General features: G+C 68.2%; 18 protein-coding genes and 2 pseudogenes. 9 read left to right on the top strand and 11 right to left on the bottom strand.

Annotated features, from left to right (window positions below; translation table 11 throughout):
* Positions 1-58: 58 nt before the first annotated feature.
* The 5 genes from ABEA87_RS26385 to ABEA87_RS26365 form a co-directional block, all read right to left on the bottom strand.
* Positions 59-1,057 carry a substrate-binding domain-containing protein gene (locus ABEA87_RS26385; protein ID WP_345633996.1) on the bottom strand — a complete coding sequence of 333 codons (999 nt, stop codon included), beginning with the start codon at positions 1,055-1,057 and terminating at the stop codon, positions 59-61.
* Entirely contained in the window at positions 1,054-2,271 is a 1,218-nt protein-coding gene (locus ABEA87_RS26380; protein ID WP_345633994.1) for an ABC transporter permease, read from the bottom strand. The genes ABEA87_RS26385 and ABEA87_RS26380 overlap by 4 nt, the downstream gene beginning before the upstream one ends.
* Positions 2,264-3,922: a sugar ABC transporter ATP-binding protein gene (locus ABEA87_RS26375; protein ID WP_345633992.1), complete on the bottom strand. Its 1,659-nt coding sequence runs from the start codon at positions 3,920-3,922 to the stop codon at positions 2,264-2,266. Before ABEA87_RS26375 ends, ABEA87_RS26380 begins: the two co-directional genes overlap by 8 nt.
* Before the next feature lie 48 nt (positions 3,923-3,970).
* The gene (locus ABEA87_RS26370; RefSeq protein WP_345633990.1) at positions 3,971-7,243 is read right to left on the bottom strand and encodes a DUF2961 domain-containing protein; all 3,273 of its coding nucleotides are present in this window, start codon (positions 7,241-7,243) and stop codon (positions 3,971-3,973) included.
* A gap of 83 nt (positions 7,244-7,326) precedes the next feature.
* The gene (locus ABEA87_RS26365) at positions 7,327-8,775 is read right to left on the bottom strand and encodes an L-fucose/L-arabinose isomerase family protein (protein WP_345633988.1); all 1,449 of its coding nucleotides are present in this window, start codon (positions 8,773-8,775) and stop codon (positions 7,327-7,329) included.
* 559 nt (positions 8,776-9,334) lie between these two features.
* On the opposite strand from ABEA87_RS26365, the gene ABEA87_RS26360 reads away from it, so the two are divergent.
* Entirely contained in the window at positions 9,335-12,727 is a 3,393-nt protein-coding gene (locus tag ABEA87_RS26360; RefSeq protein WP_345633986.1) for a GH116 family glycosyl hydrolase, read from the top strand.
* 184 nt (positions 12,728-12,911) lie between these two features.
* On the opposite strand, the gene ABEA87_RS26355 is transcribed toward ABEA87_RS26360, so the two are convergent.
* Both ABEA87_RS26355 and ABEA87_RS26350 read right to left on the bottom strand, forming a co-directional pair.
* Positions 12,912-13,271 carry a cytochrome P450 gene (locus tag ABEA87_RS26355; protein WP_345633984.1) on the bottom strand — a complete coding sequence of 120 codons (360 nt, stop codon included), beginning with the start codon at positions 13,269-13,271 and terminating at the stop codon, positions 12,912-12,914.
* Positions 13,243-13,617: a hypothetical protein gene (locus tag ABEA87_RS26350; protein WP_345633982.1), complete on the bottom strand. Its 375-nt coding sequence runs from the start codon at positions 13,615-13,617 to the stop codon at positions 13,243-13,245. The genes ABEA87_RS26355 and ABEA87_RS26350 overlap by 29 nt, the downstream gene beginning before the upstream one ends.
* A 253-nt stretch (positions 13,618-13,870) precedes the next feature.
* Between ABEA87_RS26350 and ABEA87_RS26345 the strand changes: the two genes are divergently transcribed.
* From ABEA87_RS26345 to ABEA87_RS26335, 3 genes and pseudogenes are all read left to right on the top strand, one after another.
* Positions 13,871-14,944, top strand: coding sequence for an alpha/beta hydrolase (locus ABEA87_RS26345; protein WP_345633980.1), 1,074 nt, complete (start codon positions 13,871-13,873; stop codon positions 14,942-14,944).
* Positions 14,945-15,077: 133 nt separating this feature from the next.
* A pseudogene (locus tag ABEA87_RS26340) lies at positions 15,078-15,266 on the top strand (helix-turn-helix domain-containing protein); the annotation flags it as partial.
* 389 nt (positions 15,267-15,655) lie between these two features.
* Positions 15,656-16,156 (top strand): hypothetical protein, encoded by a 501-nt coding sequence (locus ABEA87_RS26335; RefSeq protein WP_345633978.1) that lies wholly within the window; start codon positions 15,656-15,658, stop codon positions 16,154-16,156.
* A gap of 188 nt (positions 16,157-16,344) precedes the next feature.
* Here the strand turns inward: ABEA87_RS26335 and ABEA87_RS26330 are convergent, their stop codons facing one another.
* Entirely contained in the window at positions 16,345-16,842 is a 498-nt protein-coding gene (locus ABEA87_RS26330) for a hypothetical protein (RefSeq protein ID WP_345633977.1), read from the bottom strand.
* A gap of 135 nt (positions 16,843-16,977) precedes the next feature.
* Between ABEA87_RS26330 and ABEA87_RS26325 the strand changes: the two genes are divergently transcribed.
* Together ABEA87_RS26325 and ABEA87_RS42715 are read left to right on the top strand one after the other, a co-directional pair.
* Positions 16,978-17,310, top strand: coding sequence for a PfkB family carbohydrate kinase (locus ABEA87_RS26325; RefSeq protein WP_345634014.1), 333 nt, complete (start codon positions 16,978-16,980; stop codon positions 17,308-17,310).
* A 15-nt stretch (positions 17,311-17,325) separates the two neighbouring features.
* Positions 17,326-17,445: pseudogene (locus tag ABEA87_RS42715) on the top strand (AraC family transcriptional regulator); the annotation flags it as partial.
* A gap of 134 nt (positions 17,446-17,579) precedes the next feature.
* Here ABEA87_RS42715 and ABEA87_RS26315 read toward each other — a convergent pair.
* The gene (locus tag ABEA87_RS26315) at positions 17,580-18,665 is read right to left on the bottom strand and encodes a hypothetical protein (protein WP_345633975.1); all 1,086 of its coding nucleotides are present in this window, start codon (positions 18,663-18,665) and stop codon (positions 17,580-17,582) included.
* A 453-nt stretch (positions 18,666-19,118) separates the two neighbouring features.
* Here ABEA87_RS26315 and ABEA87_RS26310 point away from each other — a divergent pair, with 453 nt between their 5' ends.
* Positions 19,119-19,454 (top strand): hypothetical protein, encoded by a 336-nt coding sequence (locus tag ABEA87_RS26310; protein ID WP_345633973.1) that lies wholly within the window; start codon positions 19,119-19,121, stop codon positions 19,452-19,454.
* A 43-nt stretch (positions 19,455-19,497) separates the two neighbouring features.
* On the opposite strand, the gene ABEA87_RS26305 is transcribed toward ABEA87_RS26310, so the two are convergent.
* Positions 19,498-20,034, bottom strand: a complete 537-nt coding sequence (locus ABEA87_RS26305) for a hypothetical protein (RefSeq protein ID WP_345633971.1) — start codon at positions 20,032-20,034, stop codon at positions 19,498-19,500.
* A 571-nt stretch (positions 20,035-20,605) separates the two neighbouring features.
* On the opposite strand from ABEA87_RS26305, the gene ABEA87_RS26300 reads away from it, so the two are divergent.
* Both ABEA87_RS26300 and ABEA87_RS26295 read left to right on the top strand, forming a co-directional pair.
* Entirely contained in the window at positions 20,606-24,688 is a 4,083-nt protein-coding gene (locus ABEA87_RS26300) for a hypothetical protein (RefSeq protein WP_345633969.1), read from the top strand.
* A 41-nt stretch (positions 24,689-24,729) separates the two neighbouring features.
* On the top strand, positions 24,730-26,535 hold the full coding sequence (locus tag ABEA87_RS26295) for a M1 family aminopeptidase (RefSeq protein ID WP_345633967.1): 1,806 nt from the start codon (positions 24,730-24,732) through the stop codon (positions 26,533-26,535).
* Positions 26,536-26,587: 52 nt separating this feature from the next.
* On the opposite strand, the gene ABEA87_RS26290 is transcribed toward ABEA87_RS26295, so the two are convergent.
* The gene (locus tag ABEA87_RS26290; protein WP_345633965.1) at positions 26,588-26,857 is read right to left on the bottom strand and encodes a hypothetical protein; all 270 of its coding nucleotides are present in this window, start codon (positions 26,855-26,857) and stop codon (positions 26,588-26,590) included.
* Positions 26,858-26,873: the final 16 nt, after the last annotated feature.

Below are 26,873 nucleotides of genomic sequence, written 5' to 3'. Positions count from 1 at the left end.
GCGGGGGGGGTGGTGGGCGCGCCGGCCCGGGGCCACCGGCCCCCGGACCGGCGCCGGGTCAGCTCTGGAACTTACTGTCGTCGTACTGCGCGTACAGGCTGGCCGCGTTGTCCGGGGTCACCGGCGTGACCTGCAGCGTCTGCGTCTTCTGCACGGGCTTGCCGGTGACGATCGCCTCCGCCGTCTCGGCGGCCTGCTCCGCGCAGGTCGGGTAGATGAACGTCCCGGCCATCTGGCCCTGCTGCACGGCGCGGATGCCGCCGTCGGGTATGGCCAGGCCGTCGGTGCCGAGGAACTTGATCTGTCCGGCCCGCTTGGCGCCCGCCGCGGCGAGGTAGGCGCCCAACGCCATCGGATCGTTCTCGGAGTACACCAGGTCGATCTTCGGGTACTGGGCGAGCCACTGCTGCATGATCGGAGTCGCCGACTCCTTGAGCCACTTCGCTTCGCGCTGGGCCACGATGTGGATCTTCGGGTTCGCCGCGATACCCTCCCGGAAGCCCTTGTCCCGGTCGATCTGCGGCTGGTCGGACAGGATGCCCTGTAGCTCAACGACGTTGCCGCCGTTGGGCAACAGCTTGACGGCCAGATCCCCGGCCTGCTTGCCGGCGGCCACGTTGTCTCCGCCGATGAACGAGGTGTAGCACTGGTTGTTCACCGAGCGGTCCAAGACGATCACCGGGATCTTCGCGTTGCACGCCTGCTGCACGGCCGCGGCCAGCGGCGCCGGCTCGTTGGGCGAGATGATGAGCACGTCCACGTGCTGGGCGATGAAGTTCTGCACCTGACTGACCTGCTTGGCGCTGCTCTGCTGCGCGTCGGTGATCGGCAGGAGCTTGAGGTTCGGGTACTTCTTGACGTAGTACTGCAGCTGGATGTTGAGCTGGGCGCGGTACGGTTCGGCGTTGTTGGACTGCGAGTAGCCGATGACGAACTGAGATTTGCTGGCCGATCTGGTGGCTGTGCTGGTCGGTGCGGTCGAGGCGCACGCGGTGGCGGCGGCGAGCGGGGCCAGCATGGCGGCCGTCAGGACCAGCCGCCAGCGTCGGGAGTTCATCGGGATTCCTCCAACGGGGGTGTGGCGGGTTGCGGTTGCGGCGAGCCGACCTCGGCCTTGCCGGGCGGGTCGTCGGCGCGGTTGCGGATCAGCCGTCCGAGTCTTCGCACGGACGGCCCCAGGGCGCGGAAGAGGTCGGGCCGCTGGATCACCACGGCGAGGATGACGATCAGCCCCTTGATGATCAGCTGAGCGTTGTCGCTGATGGCGTTGAGCCCGAGAACGTTGTCCAGCAGGGTGAGGATCAGCGAGCCGACCAGGGTGCCGACGATGCTGCCCCGGCCGCCGGCCAGGCTCGCCCCGCCGATCACCACGGCGGCGATCGCGTCCAGCTCGTAGGAACTGCCGGCCAGCGGGTCGGCCGAGGCGCTGTACGCCGCGTCGATCGGGCCGGCGAACCCGGCGAGCAGGCCGGCCAGCATGAACACGGCGATCTTGACGTAGGTGGTGTTGACGCCGGACAGCCTGGCGGCGGTCTCGTTGCCGCCGACGGCGTAGATGTGCCGGCCGAACTTCGACTTGGACAGCAGCAGCTGAAAGACCACGACGACCACGACGAGCGCGAGCACCGGGTAGTAGATGCCGGCCCGGCCGACGAACGGCAGCGGCAGGCCGGTCAGGATGTTGTGGCCGGGCGTTCCCAGCACCTGGAACTGGGCCGATCGCGGGGTCAGCTGCCCGTGCGCGTTGATGAGTTGGGTACCGACGCTGACGTTGTCCGACAGCATCCGGTCGATGCCGCGCACCACGTTGAGCATGGCCAGCGTCACCACGAACGACTGGATGCGCAGCAGGGCGGTGGCCGCGCCGTTGGCCAGCCCGAACAACGCGCCGACCACCATGCACAGCGGGACGATCTCGTAGATGTTCAGGTTCTGGTGGACCAGCAGCAGCGCGGAGACCATCGAGGCGATGCCCAGCAGCGAGCCGACCGACAGGTCGATGCCGGCGGTGAGGATGACCAGGGTCTCACCGACCGCGAGGATGCCCCGCGAGGCGAAGGCGCCGACCGCGTTGGTGAGATTCTGCTGGTTCCAGAACACCTGCCCCTTGGTCAGCATGCCGGCCACGACGACCAGTACCAGCCCGATGTAACCCTGCAGCGAGCCGAGTACCGGCAGCACGCCGCGCAGGCGGGTGCGCAGCGACCGCCCGCCGGGCGGCTCGGAGGGCGCCAGCGCCCGGCGGGTCGCAGGGGTCGTCCTGCTACTCATCAGATACCTCTCTTCGGGCGGGCGCCCGCGACGGCGCTGCCGGGTCGACGCCGAGCACGGCCTGGCGGTCCATGGCGGCGTCGAGGATCGCCTCCTGGGTGGCCTCGCCCCGGCGGAATTCCGCGGTGACCCGTCCCTCGCAGAGCACGACGATGCGGTCGCACATGGCCAGCAGTTCGGGCAGTTCGGAGGAGACCATGACGATCGCCGAGCCCCGGCCTGCCAACTCGGTCATCAGCTGGTAGATCTCGGCCTTCGCGCCGACGTCGATGCCCCGCGTCGGCTCGTCCATCAGGATCAGCGACGGCTCGGTCAGCAGGCACTTGGCCAGTACCACCTTCTGCTGGTTGCCGCCGGACAGGTTGCCGACGGCCGTGTTCAGCCCGGGTGTCTTGATCCGCAGATCGGTCACCATGCCGGAGACCGCCGCACGCTCCCGGGCGGCGCTGACCGTGCCCCGGCGCATGAACCGGCCCAGCGCGGCCAGGCTGGCGTTGAACCGCACCGAGTTGGTCAGCACCAGGCTCTGCGCCTTGCGGTCCTCGGCGACCAGGGCGATGCCGTTGCGGATCGCGTGGCGCGGCGAACGGGGCTGGTAGCGCCGCCCGCGCAGGCGCACGCTGCCGTGTACCGCGCGCCGGGGGAACGCGCCGTAGATGGCCTCCAGCGTCTCGCTACGCCCGGCGCCCATCAGACCGGCCAGGCCGACGATCTCGCCGGCCCGGGCGACCAGGCGCACGCCATGCAGCGCCGCCCGGCCCTCCCGCCGGTCCCCGGCCAGATCCAGGTCCTCGACCCGGATCACCTCCTCGCCGGGCCCGGCGGGCGAATCGCTGCGCGGGAACAGTTCGTCCAGGGGCCGGCCCACCATCATCGAGATCAGTTCGGCGCGAGTGGTGCCGGCCATTTCCCGCCGCCCGATGTACGCGCCGTCTCGCAGCACGGTCACCGAGTCGGCGATCTCGTCCAACTCCTCCAGCCGGTGGGAGATGTAGACGATCCCGACGCCCTGGCCCGCCAGCCGGCGGATCACGGTGAACAGCCGGCGTACCTCGGCGTCTGCCAGCGCGGAGGTGGGTTCGTCCATGACCAGGACCCGCAGGCTGGCCGACAGCGCCTTGGCCACCTCGATGAGCTGTTGCTCGGCGACCCGGCACTGGCGGACCGGCCGGCGCGGGGGCAACGCCAGCCCGACTTCGGCCAGCAGCCGCGTCGCCTGTTCGTCCATCGTCTTGCGGTCGATGGTGCCCCGGGGGGTGCGCGGTTCCCGGCCCAGGAAGATATTGTCCACAATGGACATGTCTGGAACCAGGTTCAGCTCCTGATGGATCATTGCGATGCCCAGGTGCTGCGCGGTCTTCGGCGAGTGGATGGCGACCGGCACGCCGTCCAGCGCGATGTCGCCGCCGTAGTCGGAAAAGACGCCGGCGAGGATGTTCATCAGGGTGGACTTGCCGGCCCCGTTCTCGCCGAGGATGGCGGCCACCTCGCCGGCGCGTACCGTCAGGTCGACTCCGGACAGCGCCCGTACCCCGGGAAAGGTCTTGGTGATGGCGTTCATGGCCAGGATCACCCGCCCCGGCCCCGGCGCGGCCGGGGCCGAGGACCCGCCAGCGTTGTCCGGCTGCGTTTCGTGGATCTCTCGGCCCACGGCCACACCTCCTTCCAGTTCGTCGTGGTGATCGGCTGGGCCGGCGGGCTAACCGACCATTCGCAGGTCGAGGTAGTCCAGCCCGACCAGGTAGTTGGTCGCGGCGGCGTTCTTGCCGGTCAGGGTGAGCGTCAGCGTGTGCGCGCCGGCGGCGAGGTCCAGCTGGCCCTCGTCGACCGGTGCAGCGACCACCACGCCGGTGGCGTACCCGTCGAAGGCGCTACCGGCCCCGGTGCCGTCGATCGCGGCGGTGACGATGCCGTAGTCGGGCGCCTTGGTCAGCACGCTGGTCAGGTCGTAACGTCCGGTGGTCGGTACGGTGAACCGCATCGTCGCGGTGTCACCGGCCCTGGTGCCCTTGAACCACAGCTGGGCGCCGCCGGACCAGGTCACCCCGCAACACGTGCCCTGCGTGACGACCGGCGCCGTGGAACTCAACGCGGGCACCATCGACTCGCCCTCGACCCGGACGGTGTCGCCGGTCGTGGCACTGACCGTCGCGGAGGCGGACGAGTGGTTGCCCGCCGCGTCCACCGCGACCACCCGGTAGTGCCAGGTCTCCGACAGCGCCAGAGCGGCGTGGGTGAACCCGGTGGTGGTCGTGGTGGCGACCAGGGTGGCCGGTCCGTCGGTGAAGCCGGCGCTGCGGGAGGCGTACACCTCGTAGTGGTCGACGCCCACGTTGTCGGCGGGCTCGGTCCAGGACAGCCGTACCGAGTTGTCCTGCCCGCCGGTCGCGCTCAGGCCGCCCACCGTGGCCGGGGCCTGGTGGTCGGTGAACGCCGGCACGGCCGACAGCGCCTGGTAGCGGGCCGCGGTCCAGGCCGGTGCGCCGGTTACCGGGGTGAGGGTGACGGTGATCGAGTTCTTCCCCCTGGTCAGCGACGCCGGAATCGCGAAGGTGTCGTCGAGCCAGCGGTGCGTGGGGTTACCCAGTGGCTGCAGCCACGTGCCGGCGGGCCGGCCGTTGACGCTGACCGTCACCGACTGGCCGGCGTTGGCCTGGTCGGAGCGGCGGCGCAGGGTCACGCCCTGGTTGTCACCGGCCACGGACAGCCGGAAGTTGACCGGTGCGGTGGCTGGGCGCAGGTCGTCGGTGACCGGCGCCGGGGTGCCGTTGTCGCCCTCGTAGGTGCCGGTCAGCGAGGTCACCGCACCCAGTTGCGTCGAGGTGTACTTGTGCGCCTTTTCGCTGGCCTGGTTGCCGACGTTCACGGTGTCAGACAGCATCTGGGTGTCGGTGTTCTGGCCGTACCAGTAGGCGGTCGAGGAGTAGTTCGCCTGAACGTCGTCGACGCCGCCGTGCTCGATGCCGAAGGTGAGCTGCGTGCTGAACGGCACCGCGTCGGCGATCATCTGGCGGTACGTACCGGTGCAGTCGGCGTCCGCCGGGCAGCCGTCGTTTCCGGTCTCGTGGGCGGGTTCACCGTTGAACGGATTGGTGAACACGTCCCGGTTGAAGTACCAGCCGCCCTCGTAGAAGTCCTCGGTACCGGTGCCGTGGATCTGCGGGCTGGCGTTGCCGTCGGTGTAGACGCGCTCGTCGCCCTCCAGGTATCCGCGCCCCTGGCCGGGTAGGCCCTGCATGGTGTCGGTGACGCCGACGAACTTCCCGTGCCCTGCGGCGGACACGAAGATGTGGTCGGCACCGGGCGTGGTCGGGCCCGCGTTGGAGGTGGTGTGGAAGTAGCCCTCGTCGCCGGCTGGTCCCAACCCCAGCGCCGAGGAGGCGGAGGGCGCCGAGGTGACCTGGGAGTTGCCCGAGGTGATGCGCTGGGACGAGCCGTTGTAGAGGGTGACCGTGGCACGGTCCCGGTACGGCATCGGCCACCAGGCCGAATACCAGCCGTCCGTCGCGGTGTCCATGCCGTACATCAGGGCGTGGACCGGGTCCTCATCCAGCCCGGAGCCGAAGAACTCGCCGAGCGGGGCGTCGACGGTGCGCTGCCCGTCGAAGGTGATCCGCACCCGGGCGTTGCGCAGCACGTCGTCCGACGCGGTGATCGCCGTGCCGTCCGAGCTGGGCGGGGAGTAGCAGAAGTTGTTCGAACCCTCCCAGGTCTGACCGGTGATCGAGTACCCGTGTGCCGTCTGGTCGGCGGTGTGGCTGGGCCCGACGTCCACGGTGTCGGTACGTACCGGCTGGCCGCCGACGGTGCTGTCGACCCAGTACACGAACTCGTTGAAGTCCAGGTCGGAGGAGACGAACTGGTTCTTGATGGTGATCGAGGACTTGCCGGCGGTCGCGGAGGCGGGCAGGTCGACGCTCTGGTCCACCCAGCGGCACGAGCCGGCCACCGGCAGCGGTGCCCAGGTGGCCACGGCGACGCCGTCGACGAGTACCTGTGCGCTCTGGTTGCCGATGCCCGCGTCGAGCCGGCGGGTCAGGCGCACGCCGGTGTTGTTCGGGTCGATCTTCACGGTGAACTGGCTGTCACCGCCGGCGCCGAATGCCCGGCCATCGTCGCTGGTGTTGTCGGGCGGCGGCGCGCCGACCAGTTGTGGGATGCGCAGCCGCAGGGCGGAGATGGTGCCGGGACCGTGCAGGTTCGCCAGGGTGGTGGACTGGCCCGGCTTGAGGGAGAAGCTGTCCGAGGCGGTACGGGCGCCGGGCGCCGCGGGCTTCGGGTCCTTGGTACCGGCCGCCTTCAGCATGGCGATGACGTCGTTGGCCTTGTCGTTCGGGTCGAACGTGGAGACCCCGACGGCGTCGGCGAAGCTGCGGTAGGTCACGTGGTAGTAGTTCGGGTCCTGGTCGGTGTAGACCAGCATGGACGTGCGGTAGGGCATGGGTACGTTGATGTTCACCCCGCCCGAACTCTGGTCGGCGTTGGCCACCAGCGGGTAGACGAACGGGGCGCCCAGCTTGCCGTCGACGACGTCCTGGAAGGGCGCGTGCACGACGGTCCGGCCGTCGAGCACAATGGTGATGTTGCCCGTGCTGGTGACGTCGCCGCCGTTCTTGGTGGACCAGATGTTGTCGATCTCGCCCGCGCCGTCGGCCTCCGCCAGCACGCAGCCACCGCCGGCCATCGTGCGCAGGCAGCGGTTGAAGTCGCCGTTGCCGCCGGTGCGGTCGAAGCTGGAGAACTGCCTGGTCGTCACGCCGGTCGGGATCTGGGCGAGCTGGTCGAGATGGCGGTAGATGTCCCAGCCGACGGGGCCCTTGTCGGCGCGGGAGGGGGCGCCGGTGTGCGCCGCGTTACCGGCCGGCGCCGCGCTGGCCGTGCCGGTCGCGAGCGGTGCCGCCAGCAGGAGCGCCAGCGCGAGGCCGGAGCCGGCCAGGACGCGGGGCCAGCCTCTTTTCTTCCGATGTGGCATGTGCTTGTCCTCTCTGGTCGCGGGACGAGTCGGACAGATGCGGTCACCCTCGGGACGACGACCACGACGGGGCGGCCACCCGGCTACGCTGCGGCGTCGCCCATGCCGTCGTAGTCGATGGACAGCAGCTCACAGACCGCCCGCAGTTCGGCCACGTGCTCACCGGGTACGGCGTGGATGTGGTTGGCGCCGAACCGGGCCAGGAATTCGCCGGCCGGCGCGTTGAGCCTGGTGAAGGCGTGGGGCCACTCGAAGGTGGACTGGCGGGCCAGCGCCTCGTTGGTCGCGTCGTCGTAGCGTTCGAACGCGCCGCGGACCACGTGCATCCGGTAGCGGCCATCCCGGCGGGTCAGCCGCGCGAAGGTGGCCTCGCCGGGGGCGGCGAAGTGCGAGACCGACGCGCCGCCGGCCGGGAAGTAGAAGACCTCGGGGTACAGGTGCACCCGGGACAGGTTCTCCAGGGGATCGTCGCTGCGGGCCGCGTACCAGGTGGCGTGCTGCCCGGAGTTGCACAGGTCCCAGACCTCGCGCTCGGCGTGGTAGTGCCGCACGTCGGCGAACAGCACCGGCAGGCCGGTCAGGCCCTTGAGGATCTGCATGGTCAGCGCACCGTCCATGTCCGCCTCCGTGGAGGTGACGTGGGTGGGCTTCGCGCCGTCCCAGTCGTACGGGTCGTTGAGGAACGCCTCGGCGATGTCCATCGTGGCGAAGTGCGCGGTCAGCTCGGGCTGCCCCTTGATGCCGGAGAAGTCCAGGTGCCACTCGTCGATCAGCTCGCGTACCGCGTAGTACGCCCGGACCTGGCGTTCCAGCAGCTCGGGGGTGAGTCGGTCGCCGTCGTAGTGCACGCCGCCGGCATGGGTCTCCAGCCACTTGACCGCCTGCCGGGCCCGGCTCGCCTCGACCTGGTCGGCCCGGCGCACGATCTCCCACTGATCGATCTCTTCGACGTCGATGCCGAAGGTGTCCATCCACTGGTCGGTGTTGGCCACCGCGGTGTACATGCCCATCGGCCGGCCGCCGATGCGGCCGAACGTGGCGCCGCGTAGCCCCTGCACAGCGGCCGCGGCGTTGACCTGGGCGAGGATGCGACCGGACACCTCCGGCTGGTTGATGTCACCCCAGGCCCGTGCGTGCACGCGGCCGATCTGGTCGAGTCCGCCGCCGCCGGCGAGCATGCCGACCATGCCGGGAAACTGCGGGTCGATGTTGCCCAGCAGCAGCAGCGGGCCCGGGGTGGCGGCCGCGGCGAGCATGGTGAAGTGCGGGAACGCCCAGACCGGGTAGCTGAAGATGGTGAGGTCGGGCCGGGCGTCGGCGACCCGGCGCGCGTAACTGGTGGCCAGGTCGTTCGCGGTCACGATCCCGTCGGCACGGATGACCTCGTGCCCGGCGCCGGCGAGGAACGCGGCGATCTCCTCCTCCGCCCGGACGCAGTGGTCGTGGACGTCGCGGGCGACGTAGTCGCGCCCGTCGGACATGGTGAGCAACCCGACCCGGGCCATGGCAGATACCTCCTGAAGACGGACCACGTGCTGAGCAGATCTTCAAGTAATCGATTTTGTAATCGATTTCTCGGAGCGTATGGGGGTTGATCGCAGATCGTCAAGCCCTCACATCCATCGATTCGTCTATGTCTAGGCTGGTGGCGATTCGGGGAGATATGTCGCCGTCGGCACCCGGGCCGTTCCACACCTGCCGTCCACAGTGGATAGGTGGCTATCCGCCGACCGTCCTCAGTGGACCGTAGGGTTCGCGGAGCGACCCTGCGGTGTGCGGATGCCGCCTTGAATACCCGAAGCAAAGCATCTAGGATCGTGAATAAGATCCTGAAATCGATTTCACGGCTTCGGTCCGGAAGCCAGATCTGGCCACACCGCCGGCACGTCCCCCACAAACACCCACAGTCGTCTGCCTACGACCGCACGTCCGGCCTTGCGGGAAGACCCGACCGGGTCATGATGCCGGAGCACCTATCGGTGCTCGGCATGCTCGACCATGCCCCGCGCACATCAGGCGGGATGGGCATCCCGCGCCCCTGGCACGCGGTCGGCGGCACCAGACTGCTGTCGCAACGGGAAGAGAACTGACATGAAATCCCCACGCCGGTTCGTCTCGGCGCTGCTGGGCACGCTGGCACTCACCGCGGGCCTGCTCGCGGTGACCGCCCCGCCCGCAAGCGCCGCGGACACCACCGGGCCCACCAGATGGAACTTCGAGGACGGCACCCAACAAGGGTGGACCGCGCAGCCCGGATCCCACTTCGGACCACTGATCACCGACCGGGTGTACTACCACAACAACCCCGACCAGAAATGGAACAAGGAGGGGACCTACTTCCTCTCCACCGAAGAGGATCCCCAGGGCAACTACAACGACTCCTACACCGGCGTCCTCGACTCCCCCAGCTTCACCCTCACCAGACCCGACATCACGCTGCTGATCGATGGCGGCAACCTGCCGCAGACCTACCTGGCCGCCTGCCTACCGGACGCCTCCGCCGCCAACGGATGCCGAGTGCTCGCCAGAACCCAGGGCACTGACGCCGAACCGTTCCTGTACCGGACGCTGGACCTCTCGGCGTACCTCGGCCAGACCCTGTTCCTTCAGCTCGTCGACGAATCCACCGGCGGATGGGGCCACCTGACCATCGACGACGTCCGGGTCAACTACCCGTCGGTCCCCGCCGGTGTCACGGCCGACCGGCCGAACGCCGCGGTCTCGCTGCGCTGGAACGCGGTGCCGGAGGCCGGGCTCACCGGCTACGACGTGTACCGCTCGGTGAACGAGACCAACGGCTACACCCGCATCACCACCCAGCCCACCCCGGCGACCTCGTACGTCGACCGCAATGCCACGCCGTCGACCGGTTACTTCTACCGCGTCGCCTCGGTCTTCGCCGACGGCTCCCGAGGTGAGGGCCCGAACACCGCGTACGCCGGGCCGTACCAAAATCCGTTCGCCCGCGGTAGCACGGTGACCTACACCGGCGACCAGCTCAGCGGCATCGAGTTCCCGGTGGGGCCGCTCGGTGCCGGCGGCATCCTCCACTTCGGAGACGGTACCCGCAACGAGTCCTGGATTTTCAACCACGACGACACCTTCCGAGACCGTGACACCGGCGCCGTGCCGAACAGCTTCTTCGCCATCCGCGCGGTCACCGACAAGGGCCAGCCGGTGGTGCGCGCGCTGCAGACAAGCGGCGAAGGGGCGTTCGGCGGCATGCGGGACCTGTCGTTCCAGGGCGAATACCCGTTGGCGCACTACCGGTTCGACGACTCGACCCTGCCAGTGCAGGTCAGCGAGGACGTCACCAACCCCACCATCCCCGGAAACCTCAAGGATTCCGCCATCCCGACCGCCATCTACACCTTCACTCTGAAGAACCCGACGAAGCAGCCGCTGTCGGTGTCCCTGATGGCCACCCAGCAGAACGCGGTGGGCTTCGACGGCGTGGGTACCATCGGTGGGCCGACGAGCGACTCCAACGCCGGATTCGTCAACAACGCCAACGCATTGACCCTCGGCGCTCAACAGGGGCGCCTGCTCATGAGCGGAACCCCGGACAACTACGGCAACTCCGCCGCCGTCGACCCCGACCCGACGGGCCCCAAGCTGGCCCTGACCATGCTGGGCTCGCACGTGACCGGCACCGCGTCCTGGTCGGGCCTGGACCAGCTCTACGCCGACTTCTCCGATGACGGCGCCGCCAGCGGGCCGGCGAACGCGACGAGCCCGAGCCCCGGCACCACGGTCGACGGGGCGCTGTCGACCACCGTGCGGCTGAAGCCGGGCGCCGAGGTGAAAATCCCGGTCGTGCTCAGCTGGAACTTCCCCGCGAACCCGGTGCGCGACTTCGGCGGCGAGGGTGAGCAGTACACCAACTGGTGGCCCAACGCGGCCTCGGTGGACGCCTACACCGTGGCACACCTGCCGTCCCTGCTGAAGCAGACCCAGCAGTTCCACGACAGCGTGTACCGCTCGAACCTGCCGCAGTACGTACTCGACCGGCTCACGTCGGGGATCTCCGTGCTCCACACGCCCTCGGTGTTCTGGGCGCGCAACGGGTTCTTCGGCGGCTGGGAGGGCTACGGGTGCTGCTGGGGCATGCCCAACCACGTCTGGGAGTACGCACAGACGGCGAGCGCACTGTGGCCCCAGGTCGGGCAGATGTGGACCCAGCAGTGGCTCGACGCGGAAAAGCCCGACGGGCTGCTGCCGTATCGGCACGACACCAGTACCGACAACTACGGCGTCGCCTTCGACGGCCAGGCCGGGGTCATCCTGTCCGCGTACCGCACGTACGAACAGACCGGCGACACGGCCTGGCTGAAGCAGTACTGGACCAAGATCCAGGGTGCGATGAACTACCTCGTCACGGCCAACGACCCCGACCGCGACGGCATCCTCACCGGCGCGCAGTACACAACGCTGGACTCCTCGGAAAGCGGTACCGGTTCCTGGCTCGGCAGCCTCTACCTGGCGGCGGTCAACGCCACCGCGCAGATGGCACAGGTGGCCGGCGACGGCGCGGCGAACACCAGCTACCGGAATCTGTACGACACCGGCCGCGCCAACCAGGAAAAGCTGTTGTGGAATGGCGACTACTACGAGGAGAAGCCGCAGAACCTGCCCGGCACCGTGGCCTACGGCCCGGGCTCGGACATCGACATGCTCCTCGGACAGTGGTGGTCGACGCAGCTGGGCCTCGGCGACGTCTACGACAGCGGGCACATGGACACCGCCGCCCGCAACCTGTTCGCGAACAACTTCCAGACCAGCTTCGTCGGCGGACCGCCCAACGGCCGTGACTACGTGGAGCCGACCGACGCCGGCATGAAGAACACCACCTGGCCGCAGGGCGGCAAGCCGGCCAACCCGTTGCTGTACTACGACGAGACCTGGACCGGCACGGAGTACAGCTCCGCCGCGCTGATGATCCAGCGGGGTGACGTGGCCGACGGGCTGCGCGTGGTACAGGCCGCCGCCGATCGGTACGACGGCCGGCTACGCGACGACCTGGCCCTCGGCGGGTGCGCCGCCGGCGACGGGGCCGGGAATCCCTTCGGCGACGTGGAATGCGGCCAGTGGTACAGCCGGAGCATGTCGGGCTGGTCGGTGCTGACTGCGTTGCAGGGCTTCACCTACAACGGCGCGACCCATGACCTCGGATTCGAACCGCAGTGGCGGCCGGACGACCACTCGTCGTTCTTCACCGCCGGCACCAGCTACGGCACACTGAGCCAGCAGGTGCACGGAGCCAACCAGAGCGACACCGTCCAGGTGTCCGCCGGTTCACTGCGGCTGGACCAGGTACAGCTGGCGATCGGGTCGCACGGGGTGCGCCAGGTACGGGTGAGCCTCGACCACCACCCAGTGGACGCGCACTGGTCGGCCAGGGCGGGCGGCCTGACCGTCAAGCTGCCGCCGACCACGGTAGGCGCGGGTACAGCGTTGACGATCGCAGTGACGCTCGCTCACTGAGCGCGGCATGGGCCGCCGTCATCGGCGGCGGCCCAGTCGCCGCAGCCGACGTCGGCAGGACGCCCAGCTGGACGTGCACCACGCCGGTGGCGAGTCCCCGGTCCACGCTCACCCGGCGCTGCGGGCGAGCGTGGACCGGGACGCGATGGATCGGAACGCCATGGATCGGAAGGGGCGTCGACCCTTACCCGCCCAGCACGACGGGCAGGTCGGTGAGGCCGCGCAATACCCAGGCGGGACGCCGGGCGAGGGCGCCCGCCGGGGCGAGCTTGGGGAACCGGGTGGGCAGCGTGGCGAGCAGGAGCGTCATCTCCAACCGGGCCAGGGCCGCGCCGATGCACATGTGGATGCCGTGCCCAAAGGACAGCGGCCGGCCCTCGTCGCGGGTGATTTCGCGCTGGGGAACGCCCACCAGTTCGCCGATGACCGTGTTGGCCAGCGGATAGAACACCTCGGTGACGAGGTCGACCGTAGCGCCGCCGGCGCCCTTGGCGGCCAATCGGTCCAGGACGTCGTCAACGGTGCGCTGCACGGTGGGCCGCATGGCCTCCCACACGGCGTACCGTGAAGTCCCGGGTGAGCAGGCGACGCAGCCGGGTGTGGTCGGGGGCGTTGCGCCAGACCAGCAGGGCCGACATGAACCTCGCGGCGAACGACTCGCGCCAGCCGGGCATGTTCGCGTCCCGCCACGCCTCGTCCTGCACCAGGTAGTTCTGGCCGTCCGCCAGCACCTGCTGGCAGTCGGCGAAACAGGTGAATACCCAGGCGCTGAGACCGGGGCTGTAGTGCACCGGGGACAGCTCCCGCACCTTCGCGAACACCGGGTACGGGTCGGCCGCACCACCGGGCGCGAACAACGACATCAACAACTGCTCGGCCTCGTCTGACATGGTGTCCCCTCTCCAGGTCGGCGACCAAACCCGCCACCATAGGCTGTAATCGAGACCCTCTGTCGGTCATCGATTCGGGGCGCGGGCGAAGTCAGGTCGTTGATCAACGATTGGCACTGGGTTACGATCCATTAGTCGTTGTCGTTCGAGCGCTCCGAAACGTTTCCTCGGCGGATACGCCGACCCGCCGCTCTCCTGCGGAGAGTCATGGGCTCGGCCCAGCTGTGTCATGTTTTCCGGATCGGAGATGTCGATGCGCCGTGTTTCCACCGATGCGCCGGGCCGGCACGGCTGGTCGCGAGTCGCGTCTGCCCTCGCCGCGCTGGTGTTGTCCTCGTTCGTCTTCGCGGCTCCGGCCAGCGCCGACTCGACCGCCACGTGCACCGATGTGAACGTGCCGGTCACCCTGGATCTCCTGCTGCCGGCGAAGGTACACGCCAAGCTGTGCGTTCCCCCCGGTCCGCGCCACACCGCGATCCAGGTGCTGCTGCACGGCGCCACCTACAACAGCTACTACTGGGACTTCCCGTACCAACCCCAGACCTACTCCTACGTGCGCGCCGCCAACGCCGCGGGCTACGCCACGCTGAACGTCGACCGGGTGGGTTACGGCCTGAGCAGCCGGGAACTCTCCGCAACCCTCACCGCGACGACGCAGGCGCTCGTCGTGCACCAAGTGATCCAGAAGCTGCGCGCCGGCGCCGTCAACGCCACCAAATTCGCCCAGGTGATCCTGGTCGGCCACTCGATGGGCAGCGGCATCGTCGAGCTCGAAACCTCGCTGTACCACGATGTCGACGGCGTCGTCCTCACCGGGGTGACCCACCACATCTCGGCCACCGATCTGTTGACGGTCCTGCTCGCCGACCAGCATCCGGCCATCCTGGACCCCAAGTTCGGCCTCGCGTACGACCCCGGCTACCTGACGACGATTCCGGGTCGACGTGCCGCGACGTTCTACGCCACCGCGGACACCGACCCCGCCGTCATCGCCGCCGACGAGGCACTCAAGGACGTCGTGAGCGCCACAGAACTGCCTGACGTGATCACGGCGGGCATAACCGCCCCGGTCTCCCTCGCCATCACCGCTCCCGTGCTCATCGCCGATGGCAGCCTGGACAACTTCTTCTGCTCGGGCCTGCTGGCCAGTGACTGCACCAACGCAGCCACGCTGGCCCAAGAGGAGGCCCCCTACTTCAGCCCGGCCGCGCAGTTGCAAACCTACGTCCTGTCCGGCGCCGGCCACGACCTCAATCTGGAACTCAACACGGCCAGCTACCAGCAGGCCGTGATGGCCTGGGCCAACCGGTTCGTCCCCGACCTGTAAACCCGACGGGGTGTGAGGTGCCGAAACTCCGTCACCGCCGTCGACGTGGGCAGACGTAGCACAGGGTGATGCCGTCGAGCATCATCATGATGCGTCGCTGCGCCTGATCTGCCGTGTTCCGCGGGACGCTGCGCCGCGGCTGGACTGGGCCGACCGAGCGGTGCTCGCCGCCCTGATCAGGCTTCTGCCCCGCAGGTTGAAAGCGTACCGTCTGGTTACCCCAGCCACGGTCCCGCGCTGGCATCGACGGCTGGTCGCCCGCCACTGGACATATCCCAGCCGGTCCGGTCGGCCGCCGATCGACCCGGCCATCAGCTCCATCAAAGCGGGGGGAACTCAGTACGGCGAGGTCGAGTCGGCGCGCCGGCACTTCCCGAGGTACTCATCTCCGCCTCCGATCGGCCCGGTGGACTCATTCTGCCGGTCAGCGGCCCGCCGCCGGACTGACCGTCCGCGTGGCCGGGCTCGTCGAGACCTACGGCTGGGCGGCCACCTGCGGCATCGTCGCCGCGACTGTCGTCCCGCAGCTGGTACTCAGGCTGTCCCGGGGGCCCGCGCCGCAGTGGCGGTGTCCCCCAACACCATCCATGGCATGCTCGCCGGGGTGGGTGTGGTCATCGCCCTCGGGTTGCCGCACATCACGGCTGTACTTCTTGCGTCCCACGCCGTCGTCGAGCCAGCCAGCCCGTGGCGCCCGTTATCGTTGGCGTCATGGCGGCATTCAGCTCGAACGAAGAGGACAGGGGGCAGTGGGACTACGAGCTGCTCCACGACGGCGCCGTGTCCGGATTCCGCGACGAGGAACACCTCAGCCTGGTCGTGAGCCACCTACGAGACCTCGGCTACGGGATCGCCGAGACTCGGGGATGCCACCACACAGAGCTCCTCCAGCACCTGCTGTCCCAGGTATCCATGCACTACTGCGGCTGGTCGGTCAAGAACCTCGACGCGCTGCGCTATATAGACTTTTCTGCGGTCACGGGCTGGGCTCTCGTGATCCGAGACTTCGACTTGACCTACCACGCCGACCAGCATTGGGCTCGTGAAGTCGCGGACATCGTCGCCGAGGTCTCCTACGAACACCTGCTGAGGGGCAACCGTCTCCTCGCCCTGCTCCACTGCGAAGGCCATGAGTTGAAACTCGGGCGGCTCGGCGGCCATGAGCCCTGGTGGCGAGGCACGCATCGTCGAGCGGCGAGCGTCGGCCCGTGACCGATGGACCATCGGCGGCGGGTCTCTGGCGGCCCGTGCGACATCGGCCGGGGGCAGCGGTCGCTCGCGGTTCGGCTCGGGTGTCGTCGGTTGCTCTACTCGGCTGCTAGCACGCCGTCGGCCGGCCGGTCCAGACGGCGGTGGTCTTGCAGGAGCCAGCGCATCCACGAGTCGTGCCACAGCCGCCGCTACAGCCCCTCGTGGTCCTCTGGATTCCAACGCTCGCCGGGCGATTCGAGGGGTAGCTCTGCCCATCGGACGTCTCGGGCCGAGAAGTACAGGTAAGACTCGTCGGCCATCTGATCAGGCGTCCGAAAGTCGGATCGGGCCACATTGTCGAGATCAACGTGAAGTCGGCCAGTGGCGTCGCGGGCGACATGGAGGTCGTCGAGAAGAACCCAGGAAAAGGTGTTGACGTCGATGATCCGGAAGTCCCGGACATCGCTGAGTTCCAGTCGCAAGGTGACCCATTCGTGCTCCGGTTCCTTCCTCATCAGCTCAATGACGATAGAAGCGGTCGAGGTCGCGTCCTTCCCGTAGGTCTGCCGACGGTTGACTTCGCGAACACACGCATCCCCGAACGCATACCGCTCAGTAAGGTCATCAACGCTCTCGGGCGTCAGGTTGCGCCAACGCGGTTGCTCCGCCTGTGACGATGGCCGCTGATGTGGGTGCTTGGAGGTCATCGCCGCAACCTAGCAGTGAGCCGGCATGGGGCAGCGCAGCGTCAGCTTGGGAATCGCCCAAGCTCCGGCCAAGGCAAGCGACGAGGATCTCGCCTGGCTCTATGCGGATCGGCACCCCCATGACACCGCCCGCAGCTGGGAGCGCTCCGGCCCCGGATTCGTCGTCGTCACCCGGGAGCGGCCGGATACCAGGTGTTCACACAGCACGGCACGATGGCCGGACCGGCCCCCGCCGCCTCCGTCCTCGACACGGTCGGGGCCGGCGACACATTCACGGCTACGCTGCCGGCGGGACTGCACCAGCACGGCCTGCTCGGCGCGAATTACCGCGACGCACTACACGCGATCCCGGCCCCGACACTGACCTCGATCCTTCACACCGCCGCCACGGCAGCCTCCATCACCTGCTCCCGTCCAGGCGCCGACCCTCCGACCGCGCAGGAGCTCGCGCGGGTGCGGCGCTCCTAATTCAGAGATTCCCCTCCGGTACTCAAGGCCCTCCGGCGGACCGCCCGCCGCCGCGCCGGGCTGGTGAGCTTCTGCACCGGAATGGTCGCCCTGGCCGCCGCCGGCATCCTCGACGGCCGGCGGGCCACCACACACTGGCGCTTCGTCGCGGCCACCCGCGCCCGCGACGAACTGGTCGTGTTCTGGCACGGCACGCCGAGCCCGTTCCTGACCAGCCGCCTCGTCCAGGCGGGCTGACCGGAGGCGACGCGACCGGCTCAGCGTGAAACTCAAGCTGAGCCGGGAAGGAAGCGACGGATCTCCGCGACCCACCAGCCTGGCAGCGCCGAATCCGTTGTTCCCGTGTGGTCGTTGCGGCGCAGCGACCACACCCCGTCCTCCTCCCACACGGTCACTTGGCAGCGTTCGGTGGCGCCGTGCCACACTCGGGCGCCCCTGGGCACCTGTAGTCTGCGGCGCGCGAAAGTGCCCGGCTTGTGGATGGCCGCACACGCGGGGCAGCGCCCATCGGCGGCCGCGCACTGTCCGCACACCCAGCCTCCGCACAACGCGCACGGTTTGGCCGGTTGCGGGCACCGGGCACACGTCCCGGTCAGACAGTGCGGGCAGACCGCTATCTCGGCGACGACGTGCAGATCGCGGCAGGCATAAGCAGTCACGAGCGGCTTGCCGGTGACCGCGTCCGTGAGGTACCCGTCGGTGCCGCCGGGTGCCACCCGGTACTCCACGGTGAGGATCCCACCCGCCGGCAGCTGCCAATCCTCGGCGACCCGCAACGCGATGCCACGACGCAGCCGCTCCACTCGTCGGGTGTCCACCCATTCGCGTAGTGTTTCAGCGACCCCGGCCGGAACGTCGCCGCGGGTGGCCGGAGCGGCCACAGTTTCGGTGGTGAGTGCGGTGAGCACGGCGGGCGGCGCGACGTCCTCGGTCGCGTCATCGGTGGCCGTGTCGGATTCGGGAACAATGCGGCGGCTGAGCGGGTGCGCGCCGATGATCCTCGGGCCACGCAGTGCCGTCGGGGCGGCCATGGTGGTCACCGACACCAGAGCCTGCCGCCGGAGCAGGAAGAATCCCAAGGCGGCGCGGTGCAGGTCGGCAGGGTCGCCGCCCAGCCCCAGCCACCGGGGCTGCGATCCGTTCGCGGCGATGCCGAGCACGGCGTACCCGCCGACCGCGGCGATGACGGCGCTGTAGGAGTCCAGGGTCGACATCGCGACGATCTCCGGGGTAGGCCGCCAGCCGGTGATCGCCCAGTCGGGCGCCTGCTGTGGACGTTTCCAGCCGGCCACCCGCTCCTCGACGTGGGCGCCAGCATCGACCCGGTGCACGAGTCCGCTACCGCGCACAAGCACGGTTTCATGACGCTGCAGCCTGGACACGATGAACCTGGCTGGTGGCAACGACGAGATTCTTACATGACTACGGAGGTTGTCGATATCACTCAGCGAGTTTGCTAACCTGCACAGAGGAGGTAGATCCGGGAGGACGAGCGTGGTCAATCCAACGCTAGAGATGCGACGTCTAGCTGGGAAATTCGCGTTCTTTTTCGCTGGGGTCTATGTCTTAGTCCTTTTTGGCGCCGTCGTTTCGGAAACCTCAGGTGCGCCGCTTCCGTTACTGGGTTGGCCGCTGCTACTTCTGCCCGCAGCCGCGTTTGTGATTTCCGTGATCGACGCGGTCCGGCTGCATCGGACTACGGATGCGGATGTGATGAGATCACTATGGCGGCGCTGCATGCTGTACACCGCAATCGGAATGGTACTGCTAGTCGCGTCTGCCCTCGCAGTCGAGAGGATGACCCTCGCATGAACTTTCGAGTTGAGCCCTATGCACTGCGTACGTATGCTGCTCAGCTCGGCGACGACCAGCAGGTGGCACAGATCGCAAAAAGCTACGCCAACCGGTACGGGAGCTTTAGCTTCCATGAGAAAGGGCTGATCGGCTTAGCGGCGCCTGGGCACCGCACTCTGCTTAAACGTCTCAACGACTTGCTTCAGCACCTCAGCGACCTGGCCGACTCCTCTGCGGAAGCACTGAAGCAGGCTGCAGATGGCTATGCGAGAAGCGATCTGCGCACCGCAAGCGCCCTTGACGCCACATATCCAGCGATTCGGCGGACCTCGCTCAAACCACCTTATTAGGCGTCAAAGACGGGGACAGGATGTGGACGATCCGACTGCCTACCTAGTAGCACCGGGCGAACCCGACGACAGCGTCAGTAACGGCTTCTCCAACCCGCTGGATCTCTTCAACTATCTCAGCCCTTCGGCATGGATCAATGACGCCATCGAGGCGCTGACCGGAGTGGATGTCTTTGGTTGGATGACGGACTGGCTCAGCGGAGATTGGCAGGCTTACTGGGAGTTCGGCGAAGCTATGGGCAACCTTGCCGAGTGTCTGCAACAACTTGGGGCAAACATCCAAGCAGGCGCCATCGACGTTGACGCGGCGTGGGACGGCAATGCAGGCGATGCCGCTTATCAATACTTCTCCAACCTGGCCGCGGATATCAGCGGGCAGCAGCTCCCCCTGTACGACATCCGCGACAACTACCGTAAGGCCGCTATCGGCGCCTGGCAACTCTCGAATCAGCTCGGCAATATACTGCAAGCGCTGGCTGACAAGGCCGTTATCGCTGGCATCGGTGCCGCAGCGGGGGCCGCCACCGCCGAGTCTGGCGTCGGGGCCATAGCCGGCGCGTTGGCAGCGCCCTCGGGTCAAGCGCCGATCGCGGTGCCGCGTCCGCATCGGGCTCGCGCGCTCCGGACTCGCGCGCCGACGAGGTACCGGGTGGTGACGTCGACCGTGCGCCGAATCGCGGCCAGTGGCTTTCTGCGACGGCCGACTTGCAGCGGCCCAGCCATCCACGGGACCGAGTACTGCGGTGAGGCAGCTGGTGGGGCGCCGTTCATGCCGTCGGTCTCACACCGACGCGGTAGAGGTAGGCATCGGGCGAGTTGGCCGCTCCGTCGTCGTTCGTCAGGCGCTCGTCGACGAGCTGGTCGGCCGCTTCGTCACATTTTAGAAGGCGTGGCGTCGTACACGGCCGCACCCCCGAGTCGGCCGAGCCATGAGACGCGCGGAGTGACGGAGGGCGCGCTCAGAGCACCCTCCCCGGCAGAGACGGAAGCGCATCGCTCGCACGTCCCCGCGTCCGGCTACATCGCTACACGTCACTGGACAAATGTTGTTCATCAATCGCGATCTTCCCATCCATTGATGGAAGCGCCGACCAGCCCCCGGACGATAGGATGCTGGTTTTTCCGTACTCCGCCGACCTATTGGGGCGACGATGAGAAGGCAGTTAGGCATCCTGTCCATCGCGGTGATGATGGTCGCGGGCTTCGCGTCCACCGCATACGCCGGAGGGCGAGCAGACACCCTCAGGGTCTGTTCGAACGGGCCCTTCCGCACCATCCAGTCCGCGGTGAACGCGGCTCACAACGGCGACACGGTGCAGATCTGCGCCGGCACCTACGTTGAGGGCAACGGCGCGCGGGGAAGCAACGCCCTGACGATCACCAAGAACCTGACCATCTCCGGAGCCGGCGCCGACCTGGTGCACATCGAGGCACGCAAGGGCGCCCAGCTCGCCGAGAGCCACCCGGACATCCGTAGCGGCAAGGGTGTTGTCGTTGCCGTGGTCGGCGCGAACGTCGCCATCAGCGGCGTCACCGTCGACGCGAACGGAGCCAATGCGACGGCAGGCATCGCCTACGTGAACTCGCAGGGCTCGATAACGCGTTCCCGCGTCACCGGCGTCGACGTCGACGAGAGCGCGACCGGCTACACCGTGCCGGGCGGATTCCGCAGCAACCCGTTCGGATACGGCATCGCCCACGTCGGCAAGTCGCATGCGCTGACGATCGACCACACCCGGGTCGACCACTACAACGCGGCCGGCGTCGTGATCGACGGCTCCGGGAACACCGCCGTGCTGACGAACGATCAGATCGCCGGGCGCAACCTGTGCCAGAACTTCGACGACCCGACGGCGGGCGGCCCGGTCGTCATCGACGGCGACTGCCAGGCCTCAGGCGGCAGCGCTCCGATCCCGCCACCGCTGCCGCTGGCTTCCGGCCCCTTGTTCGGGCAGGACGGCGTGCGGGTCAGCGGCGGCGCGGCGGTGCGGATGGTCAGCGACACCGTGTCGTCCAACCTGGTCAACGGCCAAGGCGCACCGATCCAGAGCGTCTACGCGCCGACGCCCAACAATGACCCGTACCCGCTCGGCGACCACTCCGAGAACAACCAGAACCTGCGCCTTGCCGCGGGTGTGCGCCTCGTCGGTGCCGCCAAGTCGAGCATCACCGAGAGCAACATCACCGACAACGCGTTCGGCGTGCTGAACACCACCGCCGACGGCACCACTGCCAACTCCAAGACTCCCGTGCGCGCCCAGAACAACTGGTGGGGACTGCGCACCGGCACGGTGACCCTGCCGACGCCGGGACCGGCCGTGTGGTCTGACGTCGTCACGCCGAGCACGATCAACCCGCCGGTACCGGAGAATCCCGTCAACGGCAAGCCGGTCGCGAGCAGCGCCTGCCCGTCCGGCGTATCGGACTCCGACGCGGTGACCTTCTGCCCTTACCGTGCAAGCGACCAGTCCGACTCGGCCGGCGGCGAGTTCCCCGTCGCGAACGCCCCGGGAAAGCCGAGCACCGCCACATCGTGCAGCAGCACCGTGCAGTTCGACCCGACCATCCCCAGCTATGACGAGTTCTTCGGCACGTCGCTGGGCAGCGGTGTCACGGGTGGCGGCGGCTCCGGCACGAACCCCTCGGCGAAGAAGACCGCACAGCTCACCGCGTACATGCGCGCCGTCGTCGACGCCGTCAACAGGCACGGTGGCAGCCGGGTCGCGGCCAAGATGGTCCAGGAAGGCACGAGCGTGCTCGGCGTGCCCTTCTACTACGTCGTGATCGGTACGCCGGGCAACATCGCCAACCTCGACGCCGGGCGCAACGACCAGAAGTTCTGGCGCGGCGTCATCGACGGCACCACGTCGCCGAAGCAGGCGCTGGCACAGGTTGACAAGCGGCCAGCGTTCGCGTGGATCACCGGCACCCCGCACGGCAGCGAGGTGGCCGGCGGCGAGGCGTCCGTGAAGGAACTGTACGAACTGGCCGCCCGCACCGACTGCGACAACACGTCGCGCCTGGGCAACCTGGACACGTTCATCCAGCCGGTCACCGCACCCGACGACCGCGACCACAACAACCGCACCACCGCCTGGTCGTTCGACCCGAACCGCGACCGTGGCGTGTTCCACCAGCCGGAGAACGCGGCCCTGATCAGCACTATCACCAAGTACCCCGGGCTGTTCTTCATCGACGCGCACCAGCAGTCGTCCGGCTACTTCTTCCCGCCCGACCAGGACGCGGCGCACAGCGAGATCTCGCATTCGGCGCTCGACTCGATCCAGGACGTGATCGGCCCGGCGATCCAGAACGCGTTCAACGACCAGTCCGGGCAGTACCGCAACTACAACAACTACGACATGTTCGTGCCCGAGTACGGCGACACCGTGCCCGCGCTGCTGCAGGGTGGCGCCGGCATGACCTACGAGAAGGGCAACAACGAGAACTACGGCAAGCAGGTCTACGACCACTACCTCGCGATCGACACGACGGTGAATGTCACCGCCGACAACAAGGACGCGCTGCAGACCGCTTGGATCAAGCAGTGGCCCGAGGCCGTCGACCAGGGCGCGGACTGCACCGTGCAGGAGAACACCCAGGTCAGCCCGCCGGTCGTCGATCAGTACGAGATCGGGCAGAGCGCCATCAGCCAGGAACCGAACACCAACGTGTGCGGCTACTACTACCTACCCGGCGAGCACAGCGGTGACGTCGCCGAGACGATCGGCGAGTTGCAGGCCGTCGGAGTCAACGTGTACCAGCTCGGCCACGACGTGACCGTGTCGAGTGCGCACCAGTTCGGCGACTTCGACGTCAACGCACCGTCCGGACAGTCGCCGGTGCGCACGAGCACGGTGACGCTACCGAAGGGCACGCTGTATATTCCGCTGGATCAGGGCACCAAGCACTGGATCCAGGCTGTGCTCGGCGAGAACCCGTACCTCCCGTTCAACTACAACTACGACGTCGTGACGTGGTCGTACTCGCTGCTGCGCGGCTTCGCCGGTGACGGCTTCCTCACCCAGCCGCTGCCGAAGAACGCCAAGCTGCAATCGGTCGACGACGTGAAGCTCGGGACCACACCTTCGAAGAAGCAGGCGGTGTACGCGTTCAACACCGACTCGGCTGCGGCCCTGGCGATGGTGAACCAACTGCTCGGGCAGGGCGCTTCGGTGTCGCGGGCCAGCACTGGCTTCGACGCGAACGGCACGCACTTCGACACCGGCGCCGCGCTCGTGTCGGGCGTTGCGCAGGCAACGCTCGCCGGCGACGCGGCCCACTGGCAGACGCCGGTATACGGCCTGACCGGCTACCCGGTCGCGCACCAGGCCGTCACGCTGCCGAAGATCGCGATCTACACCGGCGGCACGACGGTCCCCACCAACCCCGCGTTCCCCGGCACCGGCGACGGATACTGCGTGTCCACCAACTATTGCGAGGCGATGTTCGACCTCACCCAGCGCGAGGGCATCCCGACCTCGCAGATCGGTCAGCTGACCTCGACCGACCTCGCCAACGGCGTACTGCAAAGCGGCGGCTACACGGTGCTCCTCGACCCCAACTCGGCGATCTCGGCAACCACGCCGGTCGGGACGGCGGGAACGCCGGCGCAGGCTCTGCGGGCGTTCGTCAATGCGGGTGGCACGCTCGTGGGCACCAGCACGGGCGGCGTGACAAGCGCACGCAACGCCGGCCTGACCACGGTGAACACGAACACGGTCAGCGGTATCACGACGCCGGGCTCGACGTTCGACGCGACCTGGAACACGGCTGACCCGGCCGGTTGGGGTATGGACGCCGGCGGCTGGATCTTCCGCTCGTCCAACAGCGACCCGAACTTCGATCCCACGACGCTCGGTGGAGACGGTGGCAGCATTCCGCGGGCGACGGCAGTAGCCACGTTCGGCCCCGCCGGCGACTGCGGCGGCCCGGTTGGGTTCGGCAACTGCTACGGCTACGAGGTCAACGCCAACGCCAACCTGCCGGGACGTCCGGCCGTCATCGACCAGCCCTTCGGCGCCGGGCACGCGATCATGCTGGGCTTCGACCCGTGGTACCGGTCCTGGACGGTGCAGGGCGAGCGGCTGGTGCTCAACGCGATGCTCTACCCGAGCGGCAGCGCCTCGCCGGTCAGCGCCGCAAGGTTGCCGCAGGCCGCCAACCGTCCGGTGCACCCCAGCGGCGGCCGCCCCGACGCCCCGATCGACAGCGATGATCGGCCGCAACAATGAGCGCCCGCGCGAACAACCCCCTGAGATCTAAGAGGAGAGTCATGAACCGTCGGCTCGCCGCCGCGTCGGTACTCGTCGCGGCCGTCGCGGCGACTGCCATCGCGGCCCCCGCCGGCGCCGCGGCGGCGGCGCCGCCCGGCGCCTCGAAGCACTGCGGCTCCGGCCCGCGCACGCTTTCGCACTTCGGCGACCACGTGTATCCCGAAACCGGCAACGGCGGCTACACGAGCCTGCACACCGACGTGCACATGGTGTACGACGCCCCGTCGAACCAGTTCCTGCCTGGCAACCATGTCGTACTCACCGACCGGGCCACGCAGTGCCTGACCGACTTCAGCCTGGACTTCGAGCGCCACGGCGTGGACGCCAACGGCGGCCCGGACATGAAAGTCCAGGCGGTCACCGTCAACGGACGACCGGCCTCGTTCCGGTTTGTGCAGCCCACCTACCCGGGTGACCCGAAGGGTCAGAACGATCCGAACCCACTCGCCCACCAGGCATCACAGGTGAACCCCGTCGGCGGGCCGGACAACAACCCGCTGCCGCCGGCGTGTGCCCCACAGGTCATCGGCGACGACGTCAACGCCCAGAACGGCGAGCCGTGCCCGGCGAACAAGCTGGTGATCACGCCCGCCCACGACCTCCGTGCCAACGAGACGTTCCAGGTCACCGTGTACTACACGGGACGGCCCGGCGTACACACCGACGGCGACGGCACCACCGACGGCTGGTTCCGCTCCGACAACCCGGCCGGTGACGGCAGTTTCGTCACCACCGAGCCGCTCGGCACCGAAGACTGGATGCCGCTGAACAACCACCCGAGCGCAAAGCCCACCTACGACTTTTACGACACGGTCAATGCCGGCAAGACGGCGATCGCCAACGGAGTGCTGCTCTCGACCGTCAAGAACAGGCCGGACAAGAACTTCCCGGGCGGCTCGACCACGTTCCATTGGCACTCGGCGGCGACGATCGCGTGCTATCTGGTCGAGAACAGCGTCGGCGACTTCGACCTGACCTCGCGCAAGGGCTCCGACGGGATCCTCTACTACGAGGCCCAGGGCAGCTCGATCCCCGCCGCGCAAAAGCAGGCCAACCTCGCGATCATGGACCAGCAGCAGGACATCACCGATTTCCAGGCACAGTTCAACGGGCCGCTGCCGTTCAAGTCCGAGGGCGTCCTGGTCGGCATCCCCTCCGCGAGCTTCGAGGAGGAGATGCAGACGATGATCACCTTCCAGGGCGGCCGGATCGGGCTGGGCACGTTCTACCACGAAAACATGCACCAGTGGTGGGGTGACAACGTCTCCGAAGGCAACTGGAACCTGACGTTCTTCAAGGAAGGCATGGCCACCCTGGGCCAGTACCTGTTCAACGCGCGCACCGCGCAGACGGCTGCCGGCGGGCCCGGCACACCGGCAGGCGAGGCCGCGTTCGATCAGAGCCTGGTCAACCAGTTCAACACGAACTACGGTCGGGCGCTCTGGGCGGGCGCACCGTCGGATCCGACGCCGGCCTCGTTGTTCTCGAACAACAGCACCTACACCCGGCCCGGCACCGCCTACCTCGCGCTACGCGAAATCCTCGGCCACGACAACTTCGACAAGGCGCTGCAACGCATCCAGCGCGACTACGGCGGCGGCAGCATCACTGAGCAGCATCTCGAGGCCGGCTTCGCCCACTTCCTACCCAACCGCAGCAAGGCGTGCCAGACGCGCCTGTCCGAGTTCTTCACCCAGTGGTTCGACACCTCGTACCCGCCCGGCGGCGGCGCCAACCGGCCGCAGCTCACCGGCCCCGGACTCGCCGGTCCCGGTTTCTACGACGCGGACGGCAGCTGCAGGTAGTTCTGACGGCAGCTGCAGGTAGTTCTACAGCATCGGCCCTTGATCGTCTCTGCTAGATCCGTGAAGTTTCGCGGCAATGCCAGAGATGATCAAGGGCCGACGGCTGCGGTGGAGCGCTCATTCCAGCGCTCGTAGGCCGGGGGGTGGGCAGCGCGACCGGGTTCAGGTTGGCGAGCACCCACGCGACGGCGAGTCCACTGAGCCCGTTCAGGCCCGCGCCGGTGTCATCGCCGGTGCGCACGGTCCGTCGCAGCGCGTGGAGCTCTGCGGGATCGGTGACGGGTGTGCCGCTGCCCAGATGGGCGGTCGGGGCGTCGGTCATCGCACGGAGCCGTTGT

The organism is Rugosimonospora acidiphila, from assembly GCF_039543385.1.
GTDB lineage: Bacteria > Actinomycetota > Actinomycetes > Mycobacteriales > Micromonosporaceae > Rugosimonospora > Rugosimonospora acidiphila.
Note: the sequence above shows the minus strand (reverse complement) of the source record. Positions and strands in the feature narration are given on the sequence as shown.

Excerpts from the sequence above, each read along its gene's own strand:
- ABEA87_RS26385 (WP_345633996.1), bottom strand. The coding sequence starts at position 1,057 with ATGAACTCCCGACGCTGGCGGCTGGTCCTGACGGCCGCCATGCTGGCC.
- ABEA87_RS26380 (WP_345633994.1), bottom strand. The coding sequence starts at position 2,271 with ATGAGTAGCAGGACGACCCCTGCGACCCGCCGGGCGCTGGCGCCCTCC.
- ABEA87_RS26370 (WP_345633990.1), bottom strand. The coding sequence starts at position 7,243 with ATGCCACATCGGAAGAAAAGAGGCTGGCCCCGCGTCCTGGCCGGCTCC.
- ABEA87_RS26360 (WP_345633986.1), top strand. The coding sequence starts at position 9,335 with ATGAAATCCCCACGCCGGTTCGTCTCGGCGCTGCTGGGCACGCTGGCA.
- ABEA87_RS26355 (WP_345633984.1), bottom strand. The coding sequence starts at position 13,271 with ATGCGGCCCACCGTGCAGCGCACCGTTGACGACGTCCTGGACCGATTG.
- ABEA87_RS26350 (WP_345633982.1), bottom strand. The coding sequence starts at position 13,617 with ATGTCAGACGAGGCCGAGCAGTTGTTGATGTCGTTGTTCGCGCCCGGT.
- ABEA87_RS26345 (WP_345633980.1), top strand. The coding sequence starts at position 13,871 with ATGCGCCGTGTTTCCACCGATGCGCCGGGCCGGCACGGCTGGTCGCGA.
- ABEA87_RS26335 (WP_345633978.1), top strand. The coding sequence starts at position 15,656 with ATGGCGGCATTCAGCTCGAACGAAGAGGACAGGGGGCAGTGGGACTAC.
- ABEA87_RS26330 (WP_345633977.1), bottom strand. The coding sequence starts at position 16,842 with ATGACCTCCAAGCACCCACATCAGCGGCCATCGTCACAGGCGGAGCAA.
- ABEA87_RS26310 (WP_345633973.1), top strand. The coding sequence starts at position 19,119 with ATGAACTTTCGAGTTGAGCCCTATGCACTGCGTACGTATGCTGCTCAG.
- ABEA87_RS26300 (WP_345633969.1), top strand. The coding sequence starts at position 20,606 with ATGAGAAGGCAGTTAGGCATCCTGTCCATCGCGGTGATGATGGTCGCG.
- ABEA87_RS26295 (WP_345633967.1), top strand. The coding sequence starts at position 24,730 with ATGAACCGTCGGCTCGCCGCCGCGTCGGTACTCGTCGCGGCCGTCGCG.
- ABEA87_RS26290 (WP_345633965.1), bottom strand. The coding sequence starts at position 26,857 with ATGACCGACGCCCCGACCGCCCATCTGGGCAGCGGCACACCCGTCACC.